Annotated in this window: 15 protein-coding genes; 12 read left to right on the forward strand and 3 right to left on the reverse strand. The window is 47.6% G+C overall.

The window, feature by feature from the left end; translation table 11 throughout:
* Positions 1-156 precede the first annotated feature (156 nt).
* On the reverse strand, positions 157-3,303 hold the full coding sequence (gene putA, locus ACJJI4_RS06860; protein WP_444927520.1) for a bifunctional proline dehydrogenase/L-glutamate gamma-semialdehyde dehydrogenase PutA: 3,147 nt from the start codon (positions 3,301-3,303) through the stop codon (positions 157-159).
* Positions 3,304-3,444: 141 nt separating this feature from the next.
* On the opposite strand from putA, the gene ACJJI4_RS06865 reads away from it, so the two are divergent.
* From ACJJI4_RS06865 to ACJJI4_RS06915, 11 genes are all read left to right on the forward strand, one after another.
* Entirely contained in the window at positions 3,445-3,954 is a 510-nt protein-coding gene (locus ACJJI4_RS06865; protein WP_108732847.1) for an Lrp/AsnC ligand binding domain-containing protein, read from the forward strand.
* A gap of 254 nt (positions 3,955-4,208) precedes the next feature.
* On the forward strand, positions 4,209-5,363 hold the full coding sequence (locus ACJJI4_RS06870; protein ID WP_444927521.1) for an acyl-CoA dehydrogenase family protein: 1,155 nt from the start codon (positions 4,209-4,211) through the stop codon (positions 5,361-5,363).
* A 176-nt stretch (positions 5,364-5,539) separates the two neighbouring features.
* On the forward strand, positions 5,540-7,546 hold the full coding sequence (locus ACJJI4_RS06875; protein ID WP_444927522.1) for an alkyl/aryl-sulfatase: 2,007 nt from the start codon (positions 5,540-5,542) through the stop codon (positions 7,544-7,546).
* 67 nt (positions 7,547-7,613) lie between these two features.
* Positions 7,614-8,840 carry a phytanoyl-CoA dioxygenase family protein gene (locus ACJJI4_RS06880; protein ID WP_444927523.1) on the forward strand — a complete coding sequence of 409 codons (1,227 nt, stop codon included), beginning with the start codon at positions 7,614-7,616 and terminating at the stop codon, positions 8,838-8,840.
* Between the two features lie 36 nt (positions 8,841-8,876).
* A complete protein-coding gene (locus ACJJI4_RS06885; protein ID WP_444927524.1) occupies positions 8,877-9,269 on the forward strand; it encodes a hypothetical protein in 393 nt (130 codons plus the stop codon).
* A complete protein-coding gene (locus ACJJI4_RS06890; RefSeq protein ID WP_444927525.1) occupies positions 9,194-10,102 on the forward strand; it encodes a phytanoyl-CoA dioxygenase family protein in 909 nt (302 codons plus the stop codon). The genes ACJJI4_RS06885 and ACJJI4_RS06890 overlap by 76 nt, the downstream gene beginning before the upstream one ends.
* 601 nt (positions 10,103-10,703) lie before the next feature.
* Positions 10,704-11,885, forward strand: coding sequence for a hypothetical protein (locus ACJJI4_RS06895; protein ID WP_444927526.1), 1,182 nt, complete (start codon positions 10,704-10,706; stop codon positions 11,883-11,885).
* Positions 11,886-11,936: 51 nt separating this feature from the next.
* Positions 11,937-12,656: a hypothetical protein gene (locus ACJJI4_RS06900; protein WP_444927527.1), complete on the forward strand. Its 720-nt coding sequence runs from the start codon at positions 11,937-11,939 to the stop codon at positions 12,654-12,656.
* Positions 12,657-13,021: 365 nt separating this feature from the next.
* Positions 13,022-17,944 (forward strand): RHS repeat-associated core domain-containing protein, encoded by a 4,923-nt coding sequence (locus ACJJI4_RS06905; protein ID WP_444927528.1) that lies wholly within the window; start codon positions 13,022-13,024, stop codon positions 17,942-17,944.
* Positions 17,945-18,328: a hypothetical protein gene (locus ACJJI4_RS06910; RefSeq protein WP_444916823.1), complete on the forward strand. Its 384-nt coding sequence runs from the start codon at positions 17,945-17,947 to the stop codon at positions 18,326-18,328.
* Between the two features lie 592 nt (positions 18,329-18,920).
* Positions 18,921-19,895, forward strand: coding sequence for a DJ-1/PfpI family protein (locus tag ACJJI4_RS06915; RefSeq protein WP_444916824.1), 975 nt, complete (start codon positions 18,921-18,923; stop codon positions 19,893-19,895).
* Between the two features lie 643 nt (positions 19,896-20,538).
* Here ACJJI4_RS06915 and ACJJI4_RS06920 read toward each other — a convergent pair.
* Positions 20,539-22,068, reverse strand: a complete 1,530-nt coding sequence (locus ACJJI4_RS06920; protein WP_444927529.1) for a flavin-containing monooxygenase — start codon at positions 22,066-22,068, stop codon at positions 20,539-20,541.
* Positions 22,069-22,183: 115 nt separating this feature from the next.
* Here ACJJI4_RS06920 and ACJJI4_RS06925 point away from each other — a divergent pair, with 115 nt between their 5' ends.
* On the forward strand, positions 22,184-23,221 hold the full coding sequence (locus ACJJI4_RS06925) for an AraC family transcriptional regulator (RefSeq protein WP_444927530.1): 1,038 nt from the start codon (positions 22,184-22,186) through the stop codon (positions 23,219-23,221).
* Between the two features lie 22 nt (positions 23,222-23,243).
* Here ACJJI4_RS06925 and ACJJI4_RS06930 read toward each other — a convergent pair whose 3' ends face one another.
* Positions 23,244-24,776 carry a DUF1254 domain-containing protein gene (locus ACJJI4_RS06930; protein WP_444927531.1) on the reverse strand — a complete coding sequence of 511 codons (1,533 nt, stop codon included), beginning with the start codon at positions 24,774-24,776 and terminating at the stop codon, positions 23,244-23,246.
* Positions 24,777-24,822 lie beyond the last annotated feature (46 nt).

Raw genomic sequence — 24,822 nt, forward strand, 5'->3', positions numbered from 1 at the left:
TTGAAGTAATTGCTTTTATTCATCCGATTAATTTACAGGGGCTGAAAAATTTACGGGGAAGGGAAGTTTGGAGTTGGTACTTTGTGGGTGGTTAGCGAAATGATTCTCCACAAAAAAGCGGGCTAAAAGCCCGCTCTCTCATTGTTTTATGGGAGCTTATTGCCCCAATGTAAACAGTGCAGTGTTACCGCCAGTGGCAACAGTGTTAATAGTTTTGGTTTTTTCGCTAGCGAAACGGAATAGGTAGTGCGGGCCACCGGCTTTGGGGCCGGTGCCGGATAGGCCGTGACCGCCGAAGGGGTTAACACCTACTACTGCACCAACCATATCGCGGTTTACATAGCAGTTGCCGACGTTGATACGCTTGAATACCGCGTGGGCACGGCCTTCGATGCGGGAGTGCAGTCCGAAGGTAAGGCCGTAGCCGGTGGCATTAATGCGGCGGATTACGTCTTCCAGCTCGTCTGCCTTGAAGCGAACTACATGTAGGAAAGGTCCGAAAGTCTCGCGCTTGAGCACAGAGAAGTCTTCAATCTCTACTACCTGCGGGCCGAAGAAGGTGCCTTCGCTGGGCTTCTTCGCTTCCTCAAAAGCAAATAGTGGCTTGGCTTCTTTCGCCATGCGCTCGCGATGGGATTCCAGCATGCCGAGGGCTTTTTCGTCGATAACCGGACCGATATCGGTATCCAGTTTACCGGGATCGCCGAGGGTCAGTTCTTCACACGCGCCTTTCAGCATATTCAGCAGGTTATCGGCGATGACATCCTGTACACACAGGATACGCAGAGCGGAACAGCGCTGACCGGCACTGAGGAAGGCAGACTGAATTACATCGTCTACCACCTGCTCGGGCAGGGCAGTGGAGTCTACGACCATGACATTCTGGCCGCCGGTTTCGGCGATCAGCGGTACAATCGGGCCTTCTTTCGCTGCCAGCTGCTGGTTGATCAGGCGTGCAGTTTCGGTGGAGCCTGTGAAGGCTACACCGCCCAGGCGGGGATCTTCGATTAGCAGTTTGCCCACTGCGGCACCGGTACCTGTGATCAAGTGCAGTACTTTTGGCGGCACGCCGGCATCGAGCATCAAGCGCACGGCGTGTGCAGCGATGATGGGGGTTTGCTCTGCGGGTTTAGCCAGTACGGCATTACCGGCAGCGAGTGCGGCAACTACCTGGCCGGTAAAGATTGCCAGGGGGAAGTTCCAAGGGCTGATGCACACGAAGGTGCCACGACCACTCAAATACAGCTGATTTTGTTCACCGGTAGGGCCGGGCAGTTCGGTAGGCTCACTGAAATGCTGGCGTGCGCCGTTGGCGTAGTAGCGGCAGAAGTCGATAGCTTCGCGCACTTCACTAATGCCATCATTTAGAGTGCGGCCCGCTTCAATGCAAATAATTGCAGCCAGTTCATTGGCTTTATCTTCGTAGAGATCAGCAATTCTATCGAGAATATCCGCGCGGTGTTTTCCACCTTGGCGATCCCAGTCGATCTGCGCTTCAGTGGCGGAGGCATAGGCCTGCTCAATCAGGTGTTTATCAGTATTCGCGGTGTGTCCAATTTTTTCGCCGGTTGCCGGGTTGAAAACCGGTTCTTCCGCTTCGCCCATGGTGCCGTTGACGATAGGTCCACCGAGGAAATGCTTTTCGCGTTGCTGCTCAAGCTCTTTCAGCAGGGGATCAACGGAGAGTGGATCAGTCAGTTCGATGCCGTGTGAGTTTTTCCGTGGCAGGGCTTCTGCGCCCATATAAATATTCTCCGGGACAGGAATTTGCGGGTGACGGTAGGGGTTGCAGGCTTCGCTTTGTTCCAGGGTGTCCTGGACCAGGGCTTCAACCGGCGTTGCCTCGTCCATAAAGCGGTTAACAAAGGAGCTATTAGCTCCGTTTTCCAGCAGGCGGCGAACCAAGTAGGGCAGTAAGTCACGATGTGCCCCTACGGGTGCGTAGACGCGTACGGGTACACGCTTGCCGTGTACCGCTTCAATTTGTGCGTACAGCAAGTGGCCCATGCCGTGCAGGCGCTGGAATTCAAAGTCGGTGCGGCCATTGGCCAGCTCAAGGATCAGCCCGACGGTGTAGGCGTTGTGGGTGGCAAATTGCGGATAGATTGCATCGCCAGCTTCCAACAGTTTTTTCGCACAGACCTGATATGACAGATCGGTGTGGCATTTGCGCGTGTACACCGGGTAGTCCGGCAGGCCCATCTGCTGGGAGTGTTTGATTTCACTATCCCAGTAAGCGCCTTTAACCAGGCGCACCATCAGTTTGCGGCCGGTATCGCGGCCCAGGGCAATTAGCCAGTCGGCGACGTGGGGGGCGCGCTTTTGGTAGGCCTGGAGTACAAAGCCCAATCCTTGCCAGTCTTTAATTTCGGGGTCGCGGGCGAGCGCCTCGAAGATATCCAGAGAGATATCCAGGCGGTCTGCCTCTTCTGCATCGATATTAAGGCCCATATCGTATTGGGCTGCGGCGACACAAAGACGCTTCACCTGGGGCAGCAATTCGTCCATTACGCGATCCCGCTGCAGCACACTGTAGCGGGGGTGCAGGGCGGAAAGCTTGATGGAAATACCGTTGGCCTCAACCACATCCCGCTGGGTGTTGTCTTTGCCGATCTCTTCGATAGCCATCATATAGGCATCGAAGTAGCGGTGGGCGTCGGCCATGGTGCGGGCGCCTTCGCCCAGCATGTCGAAGGAAAAGCGGGTGCCTGGGAGGTTTTCTTTGGGGCCGCGTTTCAGGGCTTCCTTGATGGTGCGGCCGAGTACGTACTGGCCACCCATAATTTTCATGGCCTGCATCATGGAGGTGCGCACCATGGGCTCGCCGATACGGCTAACCAGGCGTTTCATCCAGTGGGAGGGGCGCTCGGTGATATCTGGGTCCAGCTCCACCACGCTGCCGGTGAGCATCAGGCCCCAGGTTGAGGCGTTCACAAACAGGGAGTCGGACTGGCCACGATGGCTGGACCAGTTGCCGGAATGCACTTTCTCGGCGATTAGTTTGTCGGCAGTATCGGCGTCTGGTACCCGGAGCAGGGACTCTGCCAGACACATCAATGCAACCCCTTCCTTATTGGAAAGGCCGAATTGCTGAAGGAAGGCGTCCAGCGTTCCGCGCTTGCTGCGCTGCTGTCGCGAATGATGAACCAGTGCGCGCGAGGTGTTTAGAATTTTCTTGCGCATCTCGTCGCTGGGGCGTGGTGCGGCCAGCAGCTCGCTCACGCAGAGGTTTTCGTCGGCGTGCAAATACTCGCGTGCCCGGTCTCGGGCATTCTGGAGGTCTCCGGCGAAGTTTGTCGACATATCGTCTCCCAAGCTCTATATCTAGGGTCAGAATAAAAAACCGGATTATGTGCGAAAATCGTTAGAATTAATCGCCATAATGTAGCGAGTTGTGGTTAAATATCACGCCTAATTGCGTGATTACCAGTAGGGTATTTTGTAATGTCTCGACAGTTGGAAGATCTTGATCGTATTGATCGCCAAATACTGCGAATTCTGCAACGTCACGGCCGCTTGCCGAATGTGGAATTGGCGCGCCGGGTTAACCTTAGTCCCACCCCATGCCTGGAGCGAGTCAAGCGGCTCGAAAGGGAAGGATTTATTCGCGACTATGTAGCGCTACTCGACCCGCTCAAAGTTCATGCGGGCCTGGTGGTCTATATCCAGGTGACCCTCAACAATACAGCAACTGAGGCATTGGAAGCCTTTAATGAACATGTGGCTGGGCTGGAGGAAGTCCAAGAGTGCCATATGGTTGCCGGTGGTTTTGACTACCTGGTGAAAATTCGTATTAAGGATATGCTGGGTTATCGTCGCTTCCTCGGTGAAAAGCTGGCATCCGTACCGGGAGTACGGGAAACCCACACCTATGTGGTGATGGAGGAAGTGAAGACTGATACCGCTGTAGCGGTACCGGACCCAGAACCCAGTGTGAAAGGTTCGCGGCGCTAATTGAGCGCAGTCAAATATCCTGTGCGGAGTGAGAGAACTGTAGCGATTTTGCTGGTTGGCTTTTTTATGAACCTGGGTAGGAATCTGAATTCTCTCCTCAGGCCTCAATCATAGGGATTGATTGCTGATTTCATGGCTGAACAGATGGAATTGGCAACCATTGTCGGCGCGGTTTTTATTATGCTCGGCATAGCGATGCGGTGCCAAGGTGGGTGCCGTGTGATTTGTCCGTAATAACTATAAGTAGGTACTGTATGGATTTTTCACTGAGCGAAGAACAGCAGATGATTCAGGATGCGGCAAAGCAATTTGCTGACAGTGAACTGAAACCCATTGCTGCCGAACTCGACAAGACCGGTCATAGAGAGCTTTTGTTGGAAAAGCTCAAGCAATTGGCAGAGCTGGGCTTTATGGGAATCAATATTGATCCCAATTACGGCGGTACTGGTGCTGGTACTGTCGCATTCTCCCTGGCGATCGCCGAGCTGGCGCGGGGCTGTGCCTCTGTTGCAACGACCACGTCCGTAACCAATATGGTGGCAGAGGTTATTCAGGCGGTAGGTTCGGAAGAGCAGCGCCAAAAATACCTCCCCAAAATCTGTAGTGGAGAATACCCTGCGGGTTCTTTCTGTCTCACCGAGCCCGGTTCCGGTTCGGATGCGGCCTCTATGCGCACCCGCGCGGAAAAGCAGGGTGATGAATACGTTCTCAATGGCAGTAAGCTCTTTATTAGTAGCGCCGAATTTGCCGGTATTTTTGTTGTTTGGGCGGTGACAGATTCTTCCGCGCCTAAAGGCAAAGGTATTTCCTGCTTCCTGGTTGAAGCCGGCACACCTGGCCTGGTGATTGGCAAGGCCGAAGAAAAAATGGGACAGAAAGCCTCTGTTACCAATGAGGTTTCTTTCGACAATTGCCGTATTCCTGCCTCCCATCTTTTAGGTGAAGAAAATCGCGGCTTTCGCATTGCTGCAGGTGAACTCGCTGGAGGCCGAATCGGTATTGGCTCCCTGGCGCTGGGTATCGGCTTTGAAGCTTTGGATTGTGCCCGGGCCTATCTGCATGAGCGGGAGCAGTTTGGTAAAAAACTGGCGGAGTTCCAGGGGCTGCAATGGCAGCTTGCCGATAAATATACTGAGATGGAAGGTGCGCGACTCCTATTGCTGCAAGCCGCTTGGCAGAAAGATGCCGGAATGTCGTTTGGCCCTGCCGCTTCAATGGGCAAACTGTTCGCCAGTGAGAAGGCTAACGAGGCATGTTATCTAGCTCTGCAAATGCACGGTGGTGTGGGCTATACACGTGAATATCCACTCGAACGTATGAGTCGGGATGTGAGAATCACTACAATCTACGAAGGTACCAGTGAGATCCAGCGCCTGATTATTGCCAGGCATTTACTGGATGTCAGATAATATTTAATGACAAAAAAGCCGGCGCTCTTCGCCGGCTTTTTTGTTCTTTTCCCCATAAATTTGTCGGTTATTCTCCTGATACCGGCATAAATACCCGCCCGTTTAATAGTTTCCTACCTATCCTCTACAGGGGGCTCTGCCGCATCACTTTGCGAATCATGGAAAGGAAACAACTGATGAACGTTAACAAGCTGCCGCTGTTTTCGCTATTTCTAGTATTTCTTGCCTGTTCGCTAACGACCGTAAGTGTCATGGCGCAAGAACCCAATCCCGCCAGTGTCGTCACAATGAAATCAAACCAGGCTGTACTGAAAGAGCTCCCCTTTGCAAATCGGAAGGACTTTGAGGATGTAAAGCGGGGGTTTATTGCTCCTCTACCAAATAATGGTGTTATTAAAAACAGCAAAGGCGATACGGTATGGAACTTGGAGCAATTTCAATTTGCTCGCGATAAAGAGGCCCCTGACAGTGCCAACCCCAGTCTGTGGCGGCAACTGCAATTAATTTCGGAGGGCGGTCTCTACGAGGTGATACCGCGAATCTACCAGGTGCGCAGTGCGGACCTCTCCAATATAACTTTTATTGAGGGCGATACCGGGGTCATTGTTATGGACCCGCTGATTTCTGCCGAGACGGCTGAAGCAGCGTTGAACCTCTATCGGCAGCATCGCGGAAACAAGCCTGTCGTTGCTGTGATCTACACCCACAGTCACGTTGACCACTATGGGGGTGTTCGCGGTGTTATCGATGAGGAAGATGTAAAATCAGGCAAGGTTAAGGTAATAGCCCCGCAAGATTTCCTGATTGAAGCTGTTAGTGAAAATGTCTTTGCAGGAAATCATATGGCGCGTCGTGCCAGTTTTATGTACGGGAACCTGATCCCTAAAGATCCCAAAGGTACCTTAGGGGCTGGCCTCGGTCTTGAAACCTCCACTGGCACCATCACACTGATAGAACCGACAGACTCCATTGTTGAGACTGGGCAAACTTTAGAACTGGATGGACTTATCTTTGAGTTTCTCTTGGCGCCGGGCTCTGAAGCGCCGGCAGAAATGCACTTCTATATTCCTCAACTCAAAGCCGTAACCGCTGCTGAGAACGCAACCCACACGCTGCATAATCTTTACACTCTGCGGGGAGCAAAGGTCCGAAATGCTCGTGACTGGTCCCGATACCTCAATGAAACAGTGCAGCGCTGGGGCGGAAAAGCCGAAGTCCTGTTTGCGCCCCATCACTGGCCAACCTGGGGGCCAGAAAATGTGGTGAATCACCTGAAAAAGCAGCGTGACCTCTACAAATATCTCAACGATCAAACCCTGCGATTAGCCAATCACGGATACAACATGGTTCAAACGGCTGAACTGATGGAGCTGCCTCCAGAGCTCTCACAGTATTGGGCCAATCGAGGCTATTACGGCAGTGTAAATCACGATACCCGTGCGGTTTGGAACTATTACCTGGGGTTTTTCGATGGCAATCCCGCTCGCCTGTATCCAATGCCACCGACGGCAGCGGGAATAAAGTACGTCGAGTATATGGGGGGGGCAGCCAATATTATCAAGCAGGCAAAGAAAGACTATGAGGCAGGAGAGTACCGCTGGGTTGCGGAGGTGCTCGACAGGCTGGTTTCCGCAGAGCCTAATAATCGTGCAGCAAGGGACCTGTTGGCAGATGCATTAGAGCAATTGGGTTATCAGCAGGAAAATGGTACCTGGCGCAACTTTTTTTTAAGCGGTGCCAGGGAATTGCGGGATGGCATCCAGCGATACCCGGTTCCTCTGACTGCGAGCCCGGACACTATTCGCAGTATGCCGGCTGGTTTGATTTTTGATTACCTGGGAATTCGACTCAACGGCCCAAAGGCAACTGGCAAAAAGCTCTCCATCAATATCAATATGCCGGACGTAAAAGAAAAGTATGCGCTTGTGCTTGAGAATGCGGTGTTGAACTATGGCCCCCCAGTTGAGAATCCAGGAAGCAGTGTGCAGATAAACCGCTCAGATCTCAATGATATCATCTTGGGTAGTGCATCTATCCAGGAGAAGATGGAGGATGGGAAAATCAAAATTGAGGGCGATGCGGGAGAGTTGAAGATATTACTTTCTTTAATGGACCGGTTTGATTTCTGGTGGAACCTGGTTACGCCTGAACCGATGGATAAGATGGTGCCAAAGGATTTCTAAGATCGGGTTGACTCAGAAGTAAGCGGATTGCGAAAAAGTATTGATCCATAGGAATAGGGTGAAGTGAATGGCAAATAAGGGAAGTACTCTATCTGAGATGTTGAAAGGGATAGGTACTTTGGAGGATAGTGCCGATTTCACTATTTCTTGGTTTCAGAGGTTACATATATATTTGGCAATCATAGGTTTTGTTATCTATCGCCTCTTGATTACCCCATGGAAAGTGCGGAAGAAAAGGAAATTCTTTTCAGATCTGGATGCCCTGAAGAACTTGCCTCTTAGACTCCCACAGCCTGATGAAATAAATGAGGAGGGGGAGAGCAACTTCCTTAAACAGGGTGAATTGGATTTCTTCAAAAAAAATGGCTTTTTGGTCCCATTTTCTGTTGTTTCAGAGGGTGAGGCTGTCAAGCTGAAGGGGCTTGCCCTTGATGAATATGATAAAAGTTTCCATGGAATTAGTTTTCTCGGGAATAAGGTTCGTGATATCGGAATTAGGCATGGGGACTGGCCGATAGAAGATGCTGGAGCCTATCAGGCACTAAGTCCCCCTTCATTTCGAGAGCTTCTAAGAAAGCCTAAAATATCGCACCGTTTAGCTAGTCTACTTGGCAACGAAGTTATTTGTTGGCGAAGTCAATTTTTCCATAAGATGCCGAGAACTGGCCCCACTGCCTGGCATCAAAATGCAACTTTCCGTGAGACAGGTAAATATGCCAAGCTTCAACCAGCGTTAGATGCAGACCCAGCGATAGTTCAGCTGAATGCGTGGGTGGCTCTAACTGATGCTGCTCGTGAAAATGGCTGCTTACTTTTACTTCCTGGATCGTTTTCGGATGCGAGAATTAGTTACCTATATGAATATATGCAAACCAATAGATACTTCTATCTGTCGCAGCTTCCGCTTTCACTTCCTCATTTATACTTTATGGCAAAAATCGGCTTCCATGGCTCTATATTTGCAAAGAGTGCCTTGGTGTTTTTCACAGCTGTGGAGATTTTAGGGGAGGATTTTTTTGAAAATTTCGAGATTCTTGATGTTGAAATGAAGGCGGGAGAATGTCTTATTTTTTCTGCCTTAAATATGCATGCATCTTACCCGAACATAACAAAAATTGACTGCCGGTTCTCCTTTCTTGGGAGGTGTACCACAACTCATGTAAAGGTTTCCCCTTCTGGTAAAGATAGATTTCCTAGTGCTGAAGGTATGGTTGAGTTTGAGTTGCCAGAGGTTAGTTCATTTCAGATATATGGTGGTGATTCGTATGGGTACAACAAAATAATGCGAAACTAGTGGGGGGTAGTCATTACTTGAATGAGGTTAAGTTTTATGGAGACTGGAAAAAGTACTTTTTCGGAGATGCTGAAGGGATTTGGTTCTATGGGGGATGCTGCAGATTTTGCGATCTCCAAAGTGCAAGCCTTTCAAGTTCTAATAATGATCACTGTTGTTTTGCTTTATAAGCTATTAATCCTCCCATGGCGTGGTTCGAAAAAGAAGCAGATGTTTGATGAGCTGGATAAGCTTAGAAATATGACGGTGACTATTCCGAGAAAAAATGTCTCAAGGGATGGTGGTAAGGATGATTTCCTAACAGAAGAGAAATTTGTTACTTTGAAAAAAATGGTTATTTGCCACCATTTCAGTTGGTTTCTGAAGATCAGGCAGCAAGTTTACGTAAAGAGGTTGAAGACGCATTTGCTGAAGACTTTCAAGGGGTAAGCTATGTTGGCAGTAAAGTAAGAGAGATAGAAAAGCGGCATGGACAATGGGTAATTGAAAGTGCTGGACTTTACCAGGCTCTTAGAATGAAGTCTTTTAGGGAGCTGTTGAGGAATCCAAAATTATCGCACAAGCTTGCCAGTCTATTGGGTGATGAGGTGATGTGTTGGCGATCACAGTTTTTCGATAAATTTCCTGGTGCTAGCGGCACTATATGGCACCAAAATGCGACTTTTAGGGAGACTGGTAAATATGCGAAACTGCAGCCTACAAAAGATACTGATCCCGCAGTGATACAGCTTACTGCTTGGGTCGCTCTATCAGAATCTACTATTGAAAATGGCTGTTTGAGATTTTTGCCGGGGTCGTTTAGTGATGCAAGAATGGATTTTCTATACAGCTTTATACAAGATAATAAGTTATTTTATATTTCTTTGCTTCCTTTTTCATTTCGATATTTTTTTGATGTTTTTAAGGTGGTTTTGTTTGGTCGGATTTTCACTAAGAGTATATTTGTCTTTCTTACGGCAGCGAAGCTCTTAGGAGAGGATTTCTTTGATAAGTTCAAAGTTAAAGATATGGAGATGAAGCCGGGTGAGTGCATTGTGTTTTCATCTCTAAATATGCATGCATCATATCCAAATATATGTAGTAGTAATTCTCGGTTTTCCTTTGTGGGAAGATGTACGGCAAATCATGTACGGGTCGCACCGGGAGGTAAGGATGTATACTCAACAGCGGAGGGAATGGTGGAGTATGAACTTCCAGAGGTAGGTAGCTTTCAAGTTTATGGTAAGGATTCTTTTGGCTACAACAAGATATTGAAAGATTAACCTTTATGTACCTTTAAAAGAGAGCGTCTTACTTGGTCTCTTGTAGTTTGCTCTTTATGTTGTGTTGTAGAGTTATATGCGGTCTGCAGTTGGAAATCCTCACTTGTTACTTTGCTGTATAAGTTTTCTGGCTGAAATACTTTGAAAAACCAGCCTCTTCTTCAGGTGTAGTTGATGTGTTTGACCTATCTATGATAGGAGAGAGGCTGAATTCAGGCGGCGGAGTTTTTGACTATATTTGTGTGTTAGTTTGGTTTTTTATTTGCTTTTCTATCCTATCATTAGGTTAGTGTTGGATACTGCCCTATTTAATATCTTTTTATCTTTTTATCTTTTTATCTTTTTATCTTTTTATCTTTTTATCTTTTTATCTTTTTATCTTTCGGTGCCTGGAGTTTGTACGCATTATTTAGGGTTCTGTCGGTGTTGAATGTCTCATTTTTAAGCTTCCTTATTGTGTTCATATTTTTTTAAGTTACGCACAGAATTAAATTTCGTTTCCGCTAAAATTTCGCCCACTTTTGCATTTCATGACTGTCCGGAACTTATATTTTGGACAGTACCTAACACCAAAATAAAAAACACGGCACTTAAGGCGATTATGGAAAAGTTATTCGGGCAGAAATTATTGGTAAATGCACTAACCGCGGCACTTGCAGCTTGTGGTGGAGGGGGAGGTTCGTCGGATTCTGACTCCGATTCACCACCTGTGAGCGATGGCGGAGATGATAATAGTGGGGGTAATCAAGATGGAGGAAGTGGAACAGGTGATAGCGGGTCAGATGATAGCGGGGATGACCCCTCATTGCCTGATAATGACCCATCGACTGTAACCGTTGGAGATGTGTCAACAGCTGAACTCGGGTTTGCAACAATTACCGCTACAGATATCACTTTGCCTAACGCAATGGTAAATGCTCAGGAAGTTTACCAGCTGGCCCACTATATTGGCCGTACGGACAGTGAGCAGGATGAGGAAAATATTGATATTCCTATCCGTAGCTATACGGCCTCCTGTGCTACGGATACTGCCCAGCCAAAAATGTATGTATCCACAACTTTGTCAGAGGGGAATAGTGCCTCTGATACAACCTATGGGTCCGTTTACGAGCTTCAATATAACCCAGATAGCATGAGCTTCGAGCAGACGGGTAACGCCACCATTCTGAATCAATGCTATGAGTCACATGGTATTACGGCCAGTTCGGATTGCTCCAGGGTAGCTGTTTTATGCAATACCGAATATAAGGCCAGTGAGCGATATGATATCGAGAAAGATCTGGTAGAAGAGTACGGTACAACCTGGATGAAGATTGAAGATAATCTTGACAGTGTTGCAGGTACCGATAATGAAGAGAAGTATAATGACCAGATCTGGCTAATGGAGTGGGATAACAAGCCTATAACAGAAACTCCAGATGCCTATGTTGTCAATAAAATGCATGGTGGCACTCATTTGGGGACTCAGGAGCTATTGTACGTAGAGGATGATAGCCAAGGGCGCACAAGTTATGCATTTTCCGTGACTGCTCGTGTTCTTGTTAGCGGTTCGCATTATTCGGCAGGGCTGACGGTAATCAATCGGGATGACTGGTCAATGTCCTTCTCTGGAGATGATCACCGGGGTTGGTACTGGGCGTGTGGCCATGGCCACGTTCTGAATATTCGAGCCTTTTATAATCCGGGGAATGAGATGTACGGTGCTCTGTGTACCAGTGATGGAAATAAATATTATCCGTCACCGGGCCTGAATGCGATCGCCATTAAAATGGAGGACAGTTGATCTTCTGTTTATGAAGGCACCTATAATCATTTAGTACCATCTACAAGTGCGATGATATCCAACGGTGGTGGCCATACGGTTGTCCCGGTTGATGCCGATACAAATCTCTCAGTTATTGTCTCTCCAAAGTACATTGAAGATTCGAACATGGATATGTTCTTACAGGATGAGCTGGGCATCGATACAAGTGGTGATGGCCCCTTCGATGAGGAATGTGCTGATAACGGCATTCGCAATTGCTTCTTCTCATATATCGACAGTGGTGAATATCCCGTAATTTCGAGGCAGGGTCTCTACTCTGGAGATGCCTTGGATACTACTTCCCTGACACGTGTAGGTATTGCAAAAGTTGATGGGGAAGGCAGTATTGAAGGTAATGGCATTGAATGGCTGGCAACGGATTCTGACTGCCAAATTAGTGATCCCCAGTTGGTTGATCTGAAAAATGGCCGTTACTTATTTGGGTACGCGCAGTTCCAGTGTATCTCCGATAACCTCCCGTACAATCGCAGTAACAATAAGAGTGGTGATGCCATGCGTATGTTGGTGCCAAAAGCTTACTATGTAATGGAGATTGATGCAGACTTGAATGTACTTGAGGGGCCGGTAAAGCTGACTGACTACGGTTGGGGTGGTTTGGATGAGCCTATGTACTTGGGTAATGGTAAAGTTGCCTGGAGCTATATTAAGAAACCTACCCTGGATAATTATATAGGTGGCCAACAAAATGTTTGGCAGGCAATAGTTTATCATTCTGACAGCGTAAATTAATTGCGCTGATTTGGGGTAAGCTTAGGCTTGCCCCAAATTGAATTATACCTCTGCATCTGTAGTAATTTATCTCCCTCTCTTTAAGTTGTTTTCGTAACTCAGATATACGTTCCATTACATTAGGATGCATCATTTTTTATTGTGCTCCTGTGTAATCCATTTCCTAATTTCCCCTCAGTATAATCGCGCGGCTTTCCCGTTCCGAAAACCACTTTTCGTTAACAGTGGTGACAGAAGTTCCGACTCCCTGAGTTGCGAAGACTGAAGTTGGAAAGGGCAGAGTACTTTTAGTGGACTTTATTTTGCTTTGAGCTAGCAGCGAAGGAATGTTGCATGGCTGGTTCGTAATCAATAAAGAGTGAGTTATGCAGCTATTTGTTGAGAATACATATGGAATTGTTTACCTGGCTCGAAGAGGGAGCGGTTTTAGCTCCGGATCTTCACTGCCAGCTAGTGCTGAGCAAACCCTGGAAATGTTCAGTGTTTCAGCTCTTCAAGAAATTTACGATTACTTCCTGGGTATGGGAGGGAGTTGTTCAGATCCTCTTCAACCAGGCAAGCAGCCTTATAGATGGGGTGACTTATCAGCCTCATTCCATTTAGATGCTCCTTCAAGCTACTCCTGGGTTGAGAGAGCTATTTATAAGGAGTTAGTTCAAAACCGCTTGGTAATCGAAGAGGCTCCATTTGCTGATGCGGTGCTAGCCGACAAGCAGTCCCAATTGATTCCTAAAATCGATACAGGCCTTCAATATATTGTTGACCTAGGGCGAGTTAATTCAAGGTTATCGAACAATGAATCTAATGATCAGAGTGACTTTACCGGAGGGCTAGCAATATGGCGTAAAGATTTATCTGAAGTAGAGACTTTGGTGAGTTCTATTCGCCCTTTGATGGCGCAGGGGTGCACCGCTAAGAACTATCTGCTGTATGAAAAGAACATTGAAAAGCAAGATGAAAAATCTATACCGACTTCTAGCAGATCCCTAGTAGCTGCGCTTGGTTTCGATGCCAATAAAGTTACCCAGCAGCACTTAGAGTTAGCCTTTGAAGTAGCTGAAACTTTATACCAGGATGCGAGAATACGTGAAACAAGTTTACGTTTCTTCCGCGATTACTTAAAAGCTCTATACCCATCGGAGGTTGCCCTACCAGAAAATGGCCTTTTTGAGATTATCTTAACATTCGCCATGGTAGCATCCGTGAGCGATTCCAACGCTGTCGAGATTTCCAAAGATAATGCGAGCTTACTGAGGTCTCTTCAGCGCGTTAGTAACCTAATGCTGGAATTTGCCAAAATCAAAAAGCGTCGCAATGTATTTCTCCATAAACGCGCAGGAAATGCTGAGGGTAATAAGGCGAGCTTCTCTGATCTGAGTTCTTCTGAAGTTGTAGTACCACCTTCCTCCGGCGGGCAAACATCAAGTTCAGGAGCGTCGCAAAGCGGTAAAGGAACAGTCAACGATAATCCTGAAGCGGGTTCTGACTGCAGTCAGGGTTCGCAGAGCTCCCCGAATACAAGCTCTGACCAGCCCGATAAAGCTGGGACCATAACCGGCACAAGCCATACTGGGAAGGAAGTTCCTAATAATAGTTGTGCTATTGAAGGCGGTGATCCCATTAACTTAAAAACCGGGGAAGAGCGTTTGACCTTAGTCGATGCGCTATTAGACGGACCGCTTCCCCTTGTTTTTGAGCGCACTTACCGCAGTAGTAATCCCAAAGATTTCGGATTAGGTCATGGTTGGACTCACACCTTGGGAGAGAGGTTAATAACGGCACCTGATAAAAGTGTTCAGTTTATGGATGCGGAGGGTCGGGTAATTAGTTTTCCCTTTCCGGGGGATAGTGACCGCAGCCACAATGTTGTTGAGCATTTAACACTTACTCGTGTCGCCGGCGATCATTGGATTATTACCCCTTACGGGGCTCCCAATGGCGTGCAAAAACACTTTAAGGCAACCGGTGTAACAGGAGGACTTAAGCTTGCGGAAATACGTGATGGCTATGGTAACTTCTACCTGTTCCACTATATCGATGAGCGTTTAATATGCATTGAGAGCAGCCTCGGTGAAGCCTTGCATATCAGCCCTCCGCAAGGGCAGTCGAACAGCCTGCGTATCGGTGAGCTTAAGAAGGAAACTCGCGATGGCCACATTAAAGTACTCGCAAGCTATGAGTACAGCGATGTTGGAGATTTGGTTAAAGCCACCGACGCCGATGGTTACAGTGAGCAGTACCAATACCATCACCATGTAATTAAGCAGCGCATCATAAAAACTGGCTACCGTTTCCATTTTGAGTGGGATGCCGAAGGCCCTTCTGCCCGCTGTGTGAGACAGTGGGGTGACCCAATCGATGGTCAGGCGACTTACAATTACCAGTTTGACTGGGACGATGATGGTAAGGGCGTTACTGTTACTGATACCCGTGGCGGCAAAGAGCGCTACCGCTTTAACGACCGGGCCCTGCCGATCTATCACCGCGATCCCGAAGGTACAGAGACTCTCTACAGCTACAACGACCTGGGGCAGGTTACTCGGGTACAACTGCCCAGCGACGATGGCAGCCTTCGCGAGGAAATTTACCAGTACGATGACCAGGGCCGCCTGATACAAAAGAGCGATGCCGCCGGCAATAACCATCGTATCGAATACAATGCTGAAGGCCTGCCCGCCAAAGTTACCGACCCTGCTGGGAATAACTGGCAAAGGGAGTACAACGAAAATGGCCAGATCGTGGCCAGTAAAGATCCCCTCGGTAACAAGACCCAATACGGCTATAACCCCGTTGGTTTGATCGGTAGTCTTACCGATCCTCTCGGCAATACCACTCGCTATCTGTGGAACCCCGAAGGCAAGCTCGCCGCAGTAAAAGACCCTATGGGCCGTGCCCAGCACTACCGGTACGACCGTGCTCGCCGACTGGAAGAAGTGCAACACGCCCCCGGTCAGCTGACCCGCTATGAATACGACGCTCAGGATCGTATCCATGCGGTGACCACTCCAGACGGTGCCCGCACACAGTACAGCTACAACCCCCATGGATTACTTACCGAAGTTGTTGACTCTGAAGGCCGCAGCACTTGCTATGCCTACGATGGCCTCAGCCAGGTAAAAACCCGCACCAACCCGGATGGCAGCTGCCTGGAATATCACTATGACGGCGAGCGTAACCTAATCGGGCTCACCAATGAAAATGGCGAGCGCTACCAGCTTAAATACGACTTCAACGAACGCCTGATTGAAGAAGTAGGCTTCGACGGCCGCGTTACCCGCTATGCCTACAACCGTGCCGGCCACTTGGTAAGCTCCAGAGCCGTGACCGATACGGACAGCGGTAAAGGTATCGATACTATCTTTGAGCGCGATCCCTTTGGCCGGTTGTTGGAAGAGGTTACCCCGGACGGCAATACAAATTTCCGCTACAACCGCAGCGGGCAATTGATAGAGGCGGAAAATGCCCACAGCAAATTGCGTTGGGAATACGATGCCAATGGCCGAGTTACCGGCGACTGGCAGGGCAAAGAAAAGCTTAGCCACCGATACGATGCAGCAGGTAATCGTATTGCCACGACCTTGCCCGATGGAGAAGTACTTAAGTTTACTTTTAACCCTGCCGGACAATTCCAAAGCCTGCACCGTCGCCCTTTAGGTAGTGATACTGATGAGTTAATCACCCGTGTCAGCCATGATGAACAGGGTAGGGAAAGCCTGCGTCAACACGGCAATGGGCTGGAAAGCCAGAGAGACTACGATCCCCAAGGCCGCCTGCAAAAACTCAGACTGGGCAAAACAAGTAATGTAAATCAAAAACCAGCGTCCGATCCCACTTCAGGCACAAACCCAGTCCTTGAGCGTGGCTACCAGTACAACAAAGCTGGTCAGATAGCCAAAATTGAAGACAGCCTGCGCGGTAATCGCAGCTATCACTACGATGCCCTGGACCGCCTTACTCAGGTAGACGGCCCCAACCCAGAATATTTTGTACACGACCCTGCGCACAATATCCTTGCCGCTGCCAACTCAAAAGATGAAGCCAAACAGCAAGCCAGCGCTACCAGGGTAAAAGGCAATCGTCTCGCCTTTCGCGGTGATACACACTATCGCTACGATATTCATGGTAATCGGATTGCGGAGCTTCGTGGTAAAGGACAAAAACTGCAGACGCGTTACCACTACAACAGTCGCCAGCAGCTGGTACGTGTGGAGAAGCTAAAGGTGGAAGAGGGTGTAGAACACCTTCAACAAGATATCCACTACCAATACGACCCGCTGGGTCGCCGTATTAGTAAGGCTGTAAACAAAGAGAATAATGATTTCCTTTGGGATGGCGACACCCTTCTAAAGGAAACTAATACCGATAATCAAACCAGGCAGGACCTCAGCGCTCGTACCTACTACTTTGAACCGAGCACCTTTAAACCGGTTGCTTTAAAAGAAAGTAAGCTAGATAAAGAAGAGGTCTACTACTATCACCTGGACCACCTTGGCACCCCAGATACCCTTACCAACCAGGCTGGTGAAGTGGTATGGAGTGTTGCCTACAAGAGCTATGGCAATATTGCCTTAGCCTATCAGAACCAGATAGGGCAACCTTTTCGCTTTCAGGGACAGTACTTTGATGAAGAGACAGGGTTTCATTACAACCGACATCGGTATTTTGACCCAAAAGTTGGGCAATTTACTCAGCAAGATCTGATTGGTCTCCTAGGTGGAACAAATAACTACCAGTATGTGCCTAATCCTGTTCGATGGGTAGACCCGCTTGGGTTGACAGCAACGAAGGAAGATCCAAATAGAGCTAAAAAAACAGTTGCTGCAGTGCAATTACAGCAAGCTCAATTTTCAAATATAGAAGTGGGAAAGTTTGATGATGCTATTGCATTGGGACTGGAAGGAAAAAACTGTAAAGGCGCTTTGTTGCCTAAAAGCGAAGCTAGAGACGCAAAATTTGAGGCGATGGTTGCCAACGAGCTTCGAGATTACTTAGTTTCGTTCAGAAAAGCAATTCCTCATCCTTCGAAAGAGGGGCTCGCAGGGGAAATAGATATTGAAACCCCGAATTTTATCATTGAGGCAACAATGGGAAGGTCAAGCAAGGCGAATCAAGTGGGAGAGCGTCTGACAAATTCTATTGTCAACCCCAATGGAAAGCCTGTCATCGTAATAGCACCTAAGATGTCGAGTAAACAAAAGAGAGAAAATACAGTGAAAGCTGGTGCGGCTGTTGTGGTACGCTCAATTGATGAGTTGAATGAATATATGAAAAAGAATGGAGGTCCATAGGTGTCAACCTCGGTATATTTAGTTAGCAGTGATATTATATCTAACCAGGATGCTTTAGGTTTCATTATTGATATAGGTTCGATTGATATAGATAGTCAAAAAATATCTGGTCAATTTTTAAACGAGAGGGCTTGTGTCTGGATAAATTTTCTAGGCGGTTCTGTTCTTGATGAAAGCGATGAAGATGAAATTGATGCATGGAAGAAGGCACTCGGTGCAGATGCATGTAGTTTTTTCGAATTGACAGTTGGAAAGAGTCCTGGGTCTATGGATCTTGTGGCTAAAATAGCTGAGAAAGCTATGGAACGGTGGAATTTAGTTCTTGATGATTCATTTGAAACTATATACACAGAGAGAAATTATAAAGAAATACTTAAGCAATAATTATGTCCCCGATAGAAATATAGATTGTAGGAAGTGCACTATTCGACACCCGTAGGTTGGGGATTGAACAATAAATCTTTGGACTCCGCTTAACGAGGAGTTTTACAGGAGTGAAAGGGAGCTTAAATACATTCAGTCATGTTTAGGCAAGTATGACGTAGGGGTAGAATAAATAGTGTGTGATGGTTTGTCGGCCAAGTAGAATAGCTTTGGGGTTTCAGTTAGTAGCGTAAAGATAGTAATATTAGCCGTATATCCCATGTGTTCAACCGCTATTTAGTAGGGAGCAACCTTGCCCTATTACTTGTTTAGGTAACATGCCTTGCCACGAAGAAATATAATACAGTAAGAAAGTATACAAACATGTATCAATATTCAGATTAAATATTATCAATGAGATATATATTTCTCATACCCAAACATCTATGTCTGAATTTGTCGACTTTATGTCATTTGCGACCAGATTCACTAGCTTACACTTCCAGCTGTACCCCCAAAAGATATCTTGTTTATAGGTTTGGGCTTTGTATCAGATGCCCGATAAGCGCTTAAGCATGTATCTATACTCACAAAAAACAAAAAGGAAATAGTCATGCGTTCTTTAATCTGGGCTGGCCTATGCTCGCTAATTTTTAGCAATATGGTCTGGGCCCACTCTACATCTAAAGATGCCTTCCATATAGGGATATTATTGTACGACGGTGCACAAACCATTGATTATGCCGGGCCCTATGAGGTTTTTGGGCAAGCCAATTATCGTTTAACAACGGTTTCGGAAGATGGTGGAACCATTACTTCAGCTATGGGGCTTAGAGTGGCTCCAGATACCAGCTTCGATCAGGACAATCAATTTGATGCAGTAATTATCCCTGGGGGCAGTATTAATGAAGCAATGGAGAGCCCGGAAGTATTACACTGGATTAAAGATCAGTCCAAACAGGCCCAGTACGTTCTATCGGTATGTAATGGTGCCTTTATTCTGGCAAATACTGGGCTTCTGGATGGTAAGAAAGCAACCACCATTCGTGGAGCATTTGATTCTTTCGAGAAGAACTTCTCTGATGTTGAATTGGTAAAAAATAAAAAGTTTGTTGATAACGGCAAGTTTATTACTACAGCTGGCCTTTCATCTGGTATAGATGGCGCTTTATATCTGGTAAGCAAGGTTGATACGATTGAAAAAGCCAAAAGTGTCGCAGCGAAGATTGAGTACCTGTGGGTGCCAGAGGGGGGCTATATCCGGGGGATGATGGCGGATAAAATCATGCCAAACCTTGGTGACTTGCCTGAATCGATTCAGTTTGTTTCTAAGGAGTATAGCTATGGTAGCCTGGAAGAATGGTACACCGCGTTTCAGCTTTCCGGTGATGTGGAAACTGTAAAAGCCTGGTTTGGTGAGCAAATGAAAGAAAATCCCGAGTGGAGGAAGGGGCAGGGTAAGTTTATTGACAATAAATGGGTGTATCAGTTTTCTGATGATCGTACTGTATTGCAAGTTGACTTCGTTGCTCCCTCTGATATCAATCCTTGGGTGCTTAAGTTCAGCATATTGGATCAAGCGTCATAATTTGGTAGCTTTCGTTAAAGGTGGAGACGATAAAACCTAGAATATAGGAAAATTATTTGCTTTCTGGTCTTCAGATTGAACATACCGTTTGCACCGCCACATCGTCATTTTTGAATTACATTGGGAAGGTTCTTCATTCCGGCGATAGCATATTTGATAGGGCTTGGAAATTGACCAGCCTCTTTTAATATTATTAAAAGTTTGGAAATTTGTGAATGACGGGTTTTTTCCGCCGGTAACTTGAATTTGACAGATTCTGTCCCAGTTTTCTAGTTGTATACTTACAGAAGACGCCATTGAAGCTATTGATAGCGAGGACAAAATTAAAAAAATACTCACAGCTCTCACAATAAGCCATCCTGTCTGGTGACCTAATATTCGGATTTGCTACCCCATGATTATATGGTTTCGTGAAGCCCGTAACGAATTCCTAGAAGGCATCGGTGGCGGATCAATTAGAAGTGTTTGTTACTTTTTTGTGAGGCGGGACTGTTAGGTCAAATAATGTTGATTGCGGTTGTTCACTTTGGGGTTTTAGTCTGGGCTTGGAGCTAGGGATCTTGTGCAGTATCTATATCTGTCTACCTGATGAAAGGTAAAATAGAAGCGAGCCGAGGCTCGCATTCTTAATGCTGCCTGAAATTTAAATACTGCTTACTTCGATAGAGGATGTGTTGTTTTTATCTTTTGCCTTTTGAGTTTTCTTGGTGTCAGATTGGTGGGGCAAAAAAGTTAAAAATTCATCCTCAATCGCTGAATCAAGGAGTATCTTACAGTCCTCTTCATAGTTATTTAACAGGCGCCATGGATAGCGCTTACCTTGCCTGGGAAGTTCTCCATTTGCCCGTTTTACATAGCCAGAGTCCAGGCTGCTCATCACCGAACCTTGCTCAGAACAGCCTTCGCTATCTATCGCTGTACACACCTGAAAGTTATGTGCGTCCATGTATTTTAATAGGCGGCAAATATAGCGAGCAGTAATGTCGGCTTTAAGAGTCCAGGGAGCGTTGGTGTAGCCGAATACCCATGAGATGTTAGGAACCCCCTCCATTAACACTGCTTTGTAAGTCAGCTTTTGATTGACTGCTACCGGTGCACCATCAATACAAAGCTTGATACCTCCTAGCACTTGTAACTTTAATCCGGTCGCACTGATAACAATGTCTGCGTCTAATTGTTGTCCTGACTTAAGCAGGATACCTTTATCTGAGAAGGTTTCTATTTCACCGGTGGCAACAGAGGCTCTTCCTGAGCAGATTGAGGAGAACAGATCTCCATCGGGTACAACGCAGAGACGTTGATCCCAGGGGTTGTAACTGGGATCGAAGTGACTGAGATCGTAATTAGCTGGAAGGCTTTTTCTTACATCTTTTAATAGTAACTTTCTAATAAAGTTAGGCCAGCGCTTAGCAGCTTTAAAAATCCAGCGCTGCAATTTGATATTGCGCCAGCGTCCTAGCTTGTGGACCCAGGGTGCTGGCAGAAATTTTGATAGTACACGAGAGATTTTATCGATAGATGGAACTGAAATGATATAGCTTGGGGAGCGTTGCAACATGGTGACATGTTGGGCGGTGGTTGCGAGCGAAGGGACCAGGGTAACAGCGGTAGCACCGCTGCCGATCACGATAATACGCTTGCTGCGGTAGTCCAGGTTTTCTGGCCACTGTTGGGGATGAATCAGTTTTCCTTGATAGTTTTCTATACCTGGATATTGCGGCAAGTAGCCCTCTTTATGGTCGTAATACCCAGTACAGGCAATCAGAAAACTACAGGTATATCTCGCTGGGCTGCCAGATTCGGTGTTGTGACCTTCCAGAGTCCAAGCTCGGTCTGTACTGGACCAGTTCGCCGTAGTTAAATTTATTCCAAAGTGAATTCTCTTTTTAACGTCGTATTGCTTTGCGGTGGTTTCAATATATTTTTGGATAGATGGGCCATCCGCGAGTATTTTCTCGCCGGACCAGGGCTGGAAGTCATAGCCGAAGCTGTACATATCGGAATCAGATCGAATGCCCGGGTATTTAAAGAGGTCCCAGGTGCCGCCGACTTGTGCCCGACGCTCGATAATGGCGAAGCTGCGCCTGGGGCATTCGCGACTCAAATGACAAGCCATTCCTACCCCTGAGAGTCCCGCGCCGATAATTAATACATCGAAATGAGTCGATTTCACAATCCCTATCCCTGCAAATTTCTATGCCTTATAGACTGGGTAGATGTGCCCATGATTTATTGTTAGATTGCGACAAATAATTGTCTTTCCGCGCCACAAAGATGGGGAGCAAGTTATGGGTAGCCTTGTACGAGTCAGTATTCTTTCCGGTTTCAGTGAATTCGTGGAGCAGCTTGGGTGCGGGGGGGAAGCCTTCTTGGCCGAGTTCGGTATGCCGTGTGATATCAGCCCGGCGGATTCCCGCTTGGTATCATTTGTTGAGGTCGCGCGCCTGCTGGAAACTGCAGCACGCCGGTTAGATCGCCCCGATTTGGGGCTGTGCCTCGCATCGCGACAAGGGGTGGACCGCTTAGGTGGGATAGGTGTAGTTGCATGCAATGCGGCCACTCCACGGCAAGCCTTGCTATCCGTTAGGCGCTTTCTTTCTCTTCATAGTTCATCCCTCAGTATGCAACTGGAGCCATTAAGTGAGGGAGATGTACTACGTATTGTTTTTGATTGGCAGGACCCAGCTCTCAGTAGCTATCGCCAGATCCGGGAGCAGGTGCTGGGAAATACGCTGACGATGATACGGATGTTGGTAGAGACTGAGTGTTGCCCGCAAAACGTACTGCTGCCTTATGGTCCTCAAATGGCAGAGGGTGACTACTGCAATTACTTTGGGTGTGAGGTTCTGTTTAGCTCGGGCTATTGCGCGATGGACTTCCCAGCTGCATTTCTGGATACACCACTGAAGTCTGCCGATCCAGTGGTTGAGCGATTGGCCATTTACCATTTGGAGGAGCAGAGTGCGACGCTGCCCGTTCCTCTAACTGTAGAAATTCGACAGTTACTCAGTGAAATACTGCCCAGCGGCAGATTTCAGCTTGGTAATGTGGCAGGGGCGCTCAAGCTCCACCCCAGAACTTTACAGCGCCGCCTGGCTGCGGAAGGGCTTAGGTTCGAAGAGCTATTGGATAACGTGCGGCGGGATCTGGCGACTCGATACTTATCCGATCCGAATCTGGCCTTGGGGCAGATTACGGGTTTGTTGGGGTACTCCGAGCAGAGTACATTTCAGCGAGCTTGTCGACGTTGGTTTGCGGAGACTCCCCGGAATCACCGCTTGCGCCTTGCGGGCAGCGCAATTGTGGGGCGGCCGGAATCTCCGTAATAGCCTGTAGGGGGCGGTTCTTTTAATATTCAGTAGGCTCCACCTCTCCAGGGCGCCAGGTTTTCTCCAGCCATGGCCCCAAGGGTCCATACAGTCTCAGGATTACGAAGAAACCTTTGTTGGGTAGGGTCTCCAGCCAGTTTTTCTCAAACCCTTTTGGCGCCTCGGGTCCAAAATAAACGTCATAAGAACCATCGGAGTTTTGTCTTATCCCTTTCGACTGGCTGCTTACTGCGGGAAAGGGCTGGCTGGTTTTTAACATTGAGCGCGTTTGGCTGTCGTAGATATTAACTGCCCAAAAAGCATTGACCGGTACATCGGGGGGCAGGTGCAATTTGTATTTTTTAGAGCCGTCAAAGGGCTCTTTATTTTCATCGACAAAGGCAATGGCGTAATCAGAACCTTTGCCAGGTTCAATTGCAGTCATTGCTGGGCTGACACCGGTATAGGGATAGAAGTAGCTGACTCGAGCGTCACTATTAATGGTTTTGCCATCGGGTCCATTGAAGAAAATGTTCTTGCCGGGAAACGCCATTACCCAGGCGCTATCTGTGCCTGGGTAGATTTTGATATCGGAGAGGGATTTGTCTGTCCGTGGGTACCAAACAATTGAGCGGGCTATACCATTACCAATTGCAACTGCGTCCGTAAGAATTTTGGTCATTCTTTTATCTGGACTGAAGGCTTTTCCTTTTTCAATGCCTATTGAGGCAAAGAGGCCGCGTGTTTCTGGGTTAAGCATCCCAACCCACTCGTATTGAACGACTTCATTAAGGTGCTTATAGAATTGATAGTCATTGGGGTGGATGGTGTTGAAAGCCTTTCCAGACGCACTGATAAAGACCATCCTTGGCGGGTTACCTTTTTGAGCCAGGGGGTAGATTCTCAAGTTGTCTTTGATGTTTTGCACGGCCTCCGGCAAAGGCTGGTTACTTGGCGAGCGCATAAACACCCACAGTCGGAAGGAGCGAGGGTAGATGGGAATGTAGCCGAAGGGAATATTGCCTTTATAGTCTGGTGGCAGTAACAGAAACTTTCCCCCGCGCCCCTTATCCGGGCCAGAGGAGCCGATATCTTCAACAAAGCGGAACCAGGCATCATTAAACGCGCCCATAACGTCGGGCGGCGAGTGAAACACAGTTGGTCCGTCTCGTTTTAGATCTAAAAAAGCCAGCGTATAGATAGTCGAAGTATTGCCTGTAAGAAAAAGAGACTCAGAGTTCATTAATCGATCGAAAATTAAGACTTCATTGGCAGACTTAGCGCCAAGCTCTCTTCCCCCTTTCATCAGAGCATGTACTGATGCCCCCTGAATTCCCTTGAGGAAACTATCCACCGCACGCATATGATCCAAATAGTCGTAGAGCTTTTCTGCGGTCTGGGGGTAGGGAGCGCCATCGCGGAATTCGAGGGTGCCAATACTACTGTCCACCTTATCTGGCGTACTGATTGATTTCAGAGTCTCTGGATGTAAATCGGCGCAAAGAGGCAGAGAGCTGGTTAACAGAAGAAAAATTCCGACAGACCCAAATGCGTACTGAAGTAATCGAATCAAAATAGCTACCTCTATATGCAAGGCGTGCGTGATACGTAAGTGTGTG

The sequence above is a fragment of the Microbulbifer maximicatervae (SeqCode) genome (genome assembly GCF_052467305.1).

What these genes read in the sequence shown, in the direction of transcription:
- putA (WP_444927520.1), bottom strand. Translation starts at nt 3,303, where the DNA reads ATGTCGACAAACTTCGCCGGAGACCTCCAGAATGCCCGAGACCGGGCA.
- ACJJI4_RS06865 (WP_108732847.1), top strand. Translation starts at nt 3,445, where the DNA reads ATGTCTCGACAGTTGGAAGATCTTGATCGTATTGATCGCCAAATACTG.
- ACJJI4_RS06870 (WP_444927521.1), top strand. Translation starts at nt 4,209, where the DNA reads ATGGATTTTTCACTGAGCGAAGAACAGCAGATGATTCAGGATGCGGCA.
- ACJJI4_RS06875 (WP_444927522.1), top strand. Translation starts at nt 5,540, where the DNA reads ATGAACGTTAACAAGCTGCCGCTGTTTTCGCTATTTCTAGTATTTCTT.
- ACJJI4_RS06880 (WP_444927523.1), top strand. Translation starts at nt 7,614, where the DNA reads ATGGCAAATAAGGGAAGTACTCTATCTGAGATGTTGAAAGGGATAGGT.
- ACJJI4_RS06885 (WP_444927524.1), top strand. Translation starts at nt 8,877, where the DNA reads ATGGAGACTGGAAAAAGTACTTTTTCGGAGATGCTGAAGGGATTTGGT.
- ACJJI4_RS06895 (WP_444927526.1), top strand. Translation starts at nt 10,704, where the DNA reads ATGGAAAAGTTATTCGGGCAGAAATTATTGGTAAATGCACTAACCGCG.
- ACJJI4_RS06900 (WP_444927527.1), top strand. Translation starts at nt 11,937, where the DNA reads ATGATATCCAACGGTGGTGGCCATACGGTTGTCCCGGTTGATGCCGAT.
- ACJJI4_RS06905 (WP_444927528.1), top strand. Translation starts at nt 13,022, where the DNA reads ATGCAGCTATTTGTTGAGAATACATATGGAATTGTTTACCTGGCTCGA.
- ACJJI4_RS06915 (WP_444916824.1), top strand. Translation starts at nt 18,921, where the DNA reads ATGCGTTCTTTAATCTGGGCTGGCCTATGCTCGCTAATTTTTAGCAAT.
- ACJJI4_RS06925 (WP_444927530.1), top strand. Translation starts at nt 22,184, where the DNA reads ATGGGTAGCCTTGTACGAGTCAGTATTCTTTCCGGTTTCAGTGAATTC.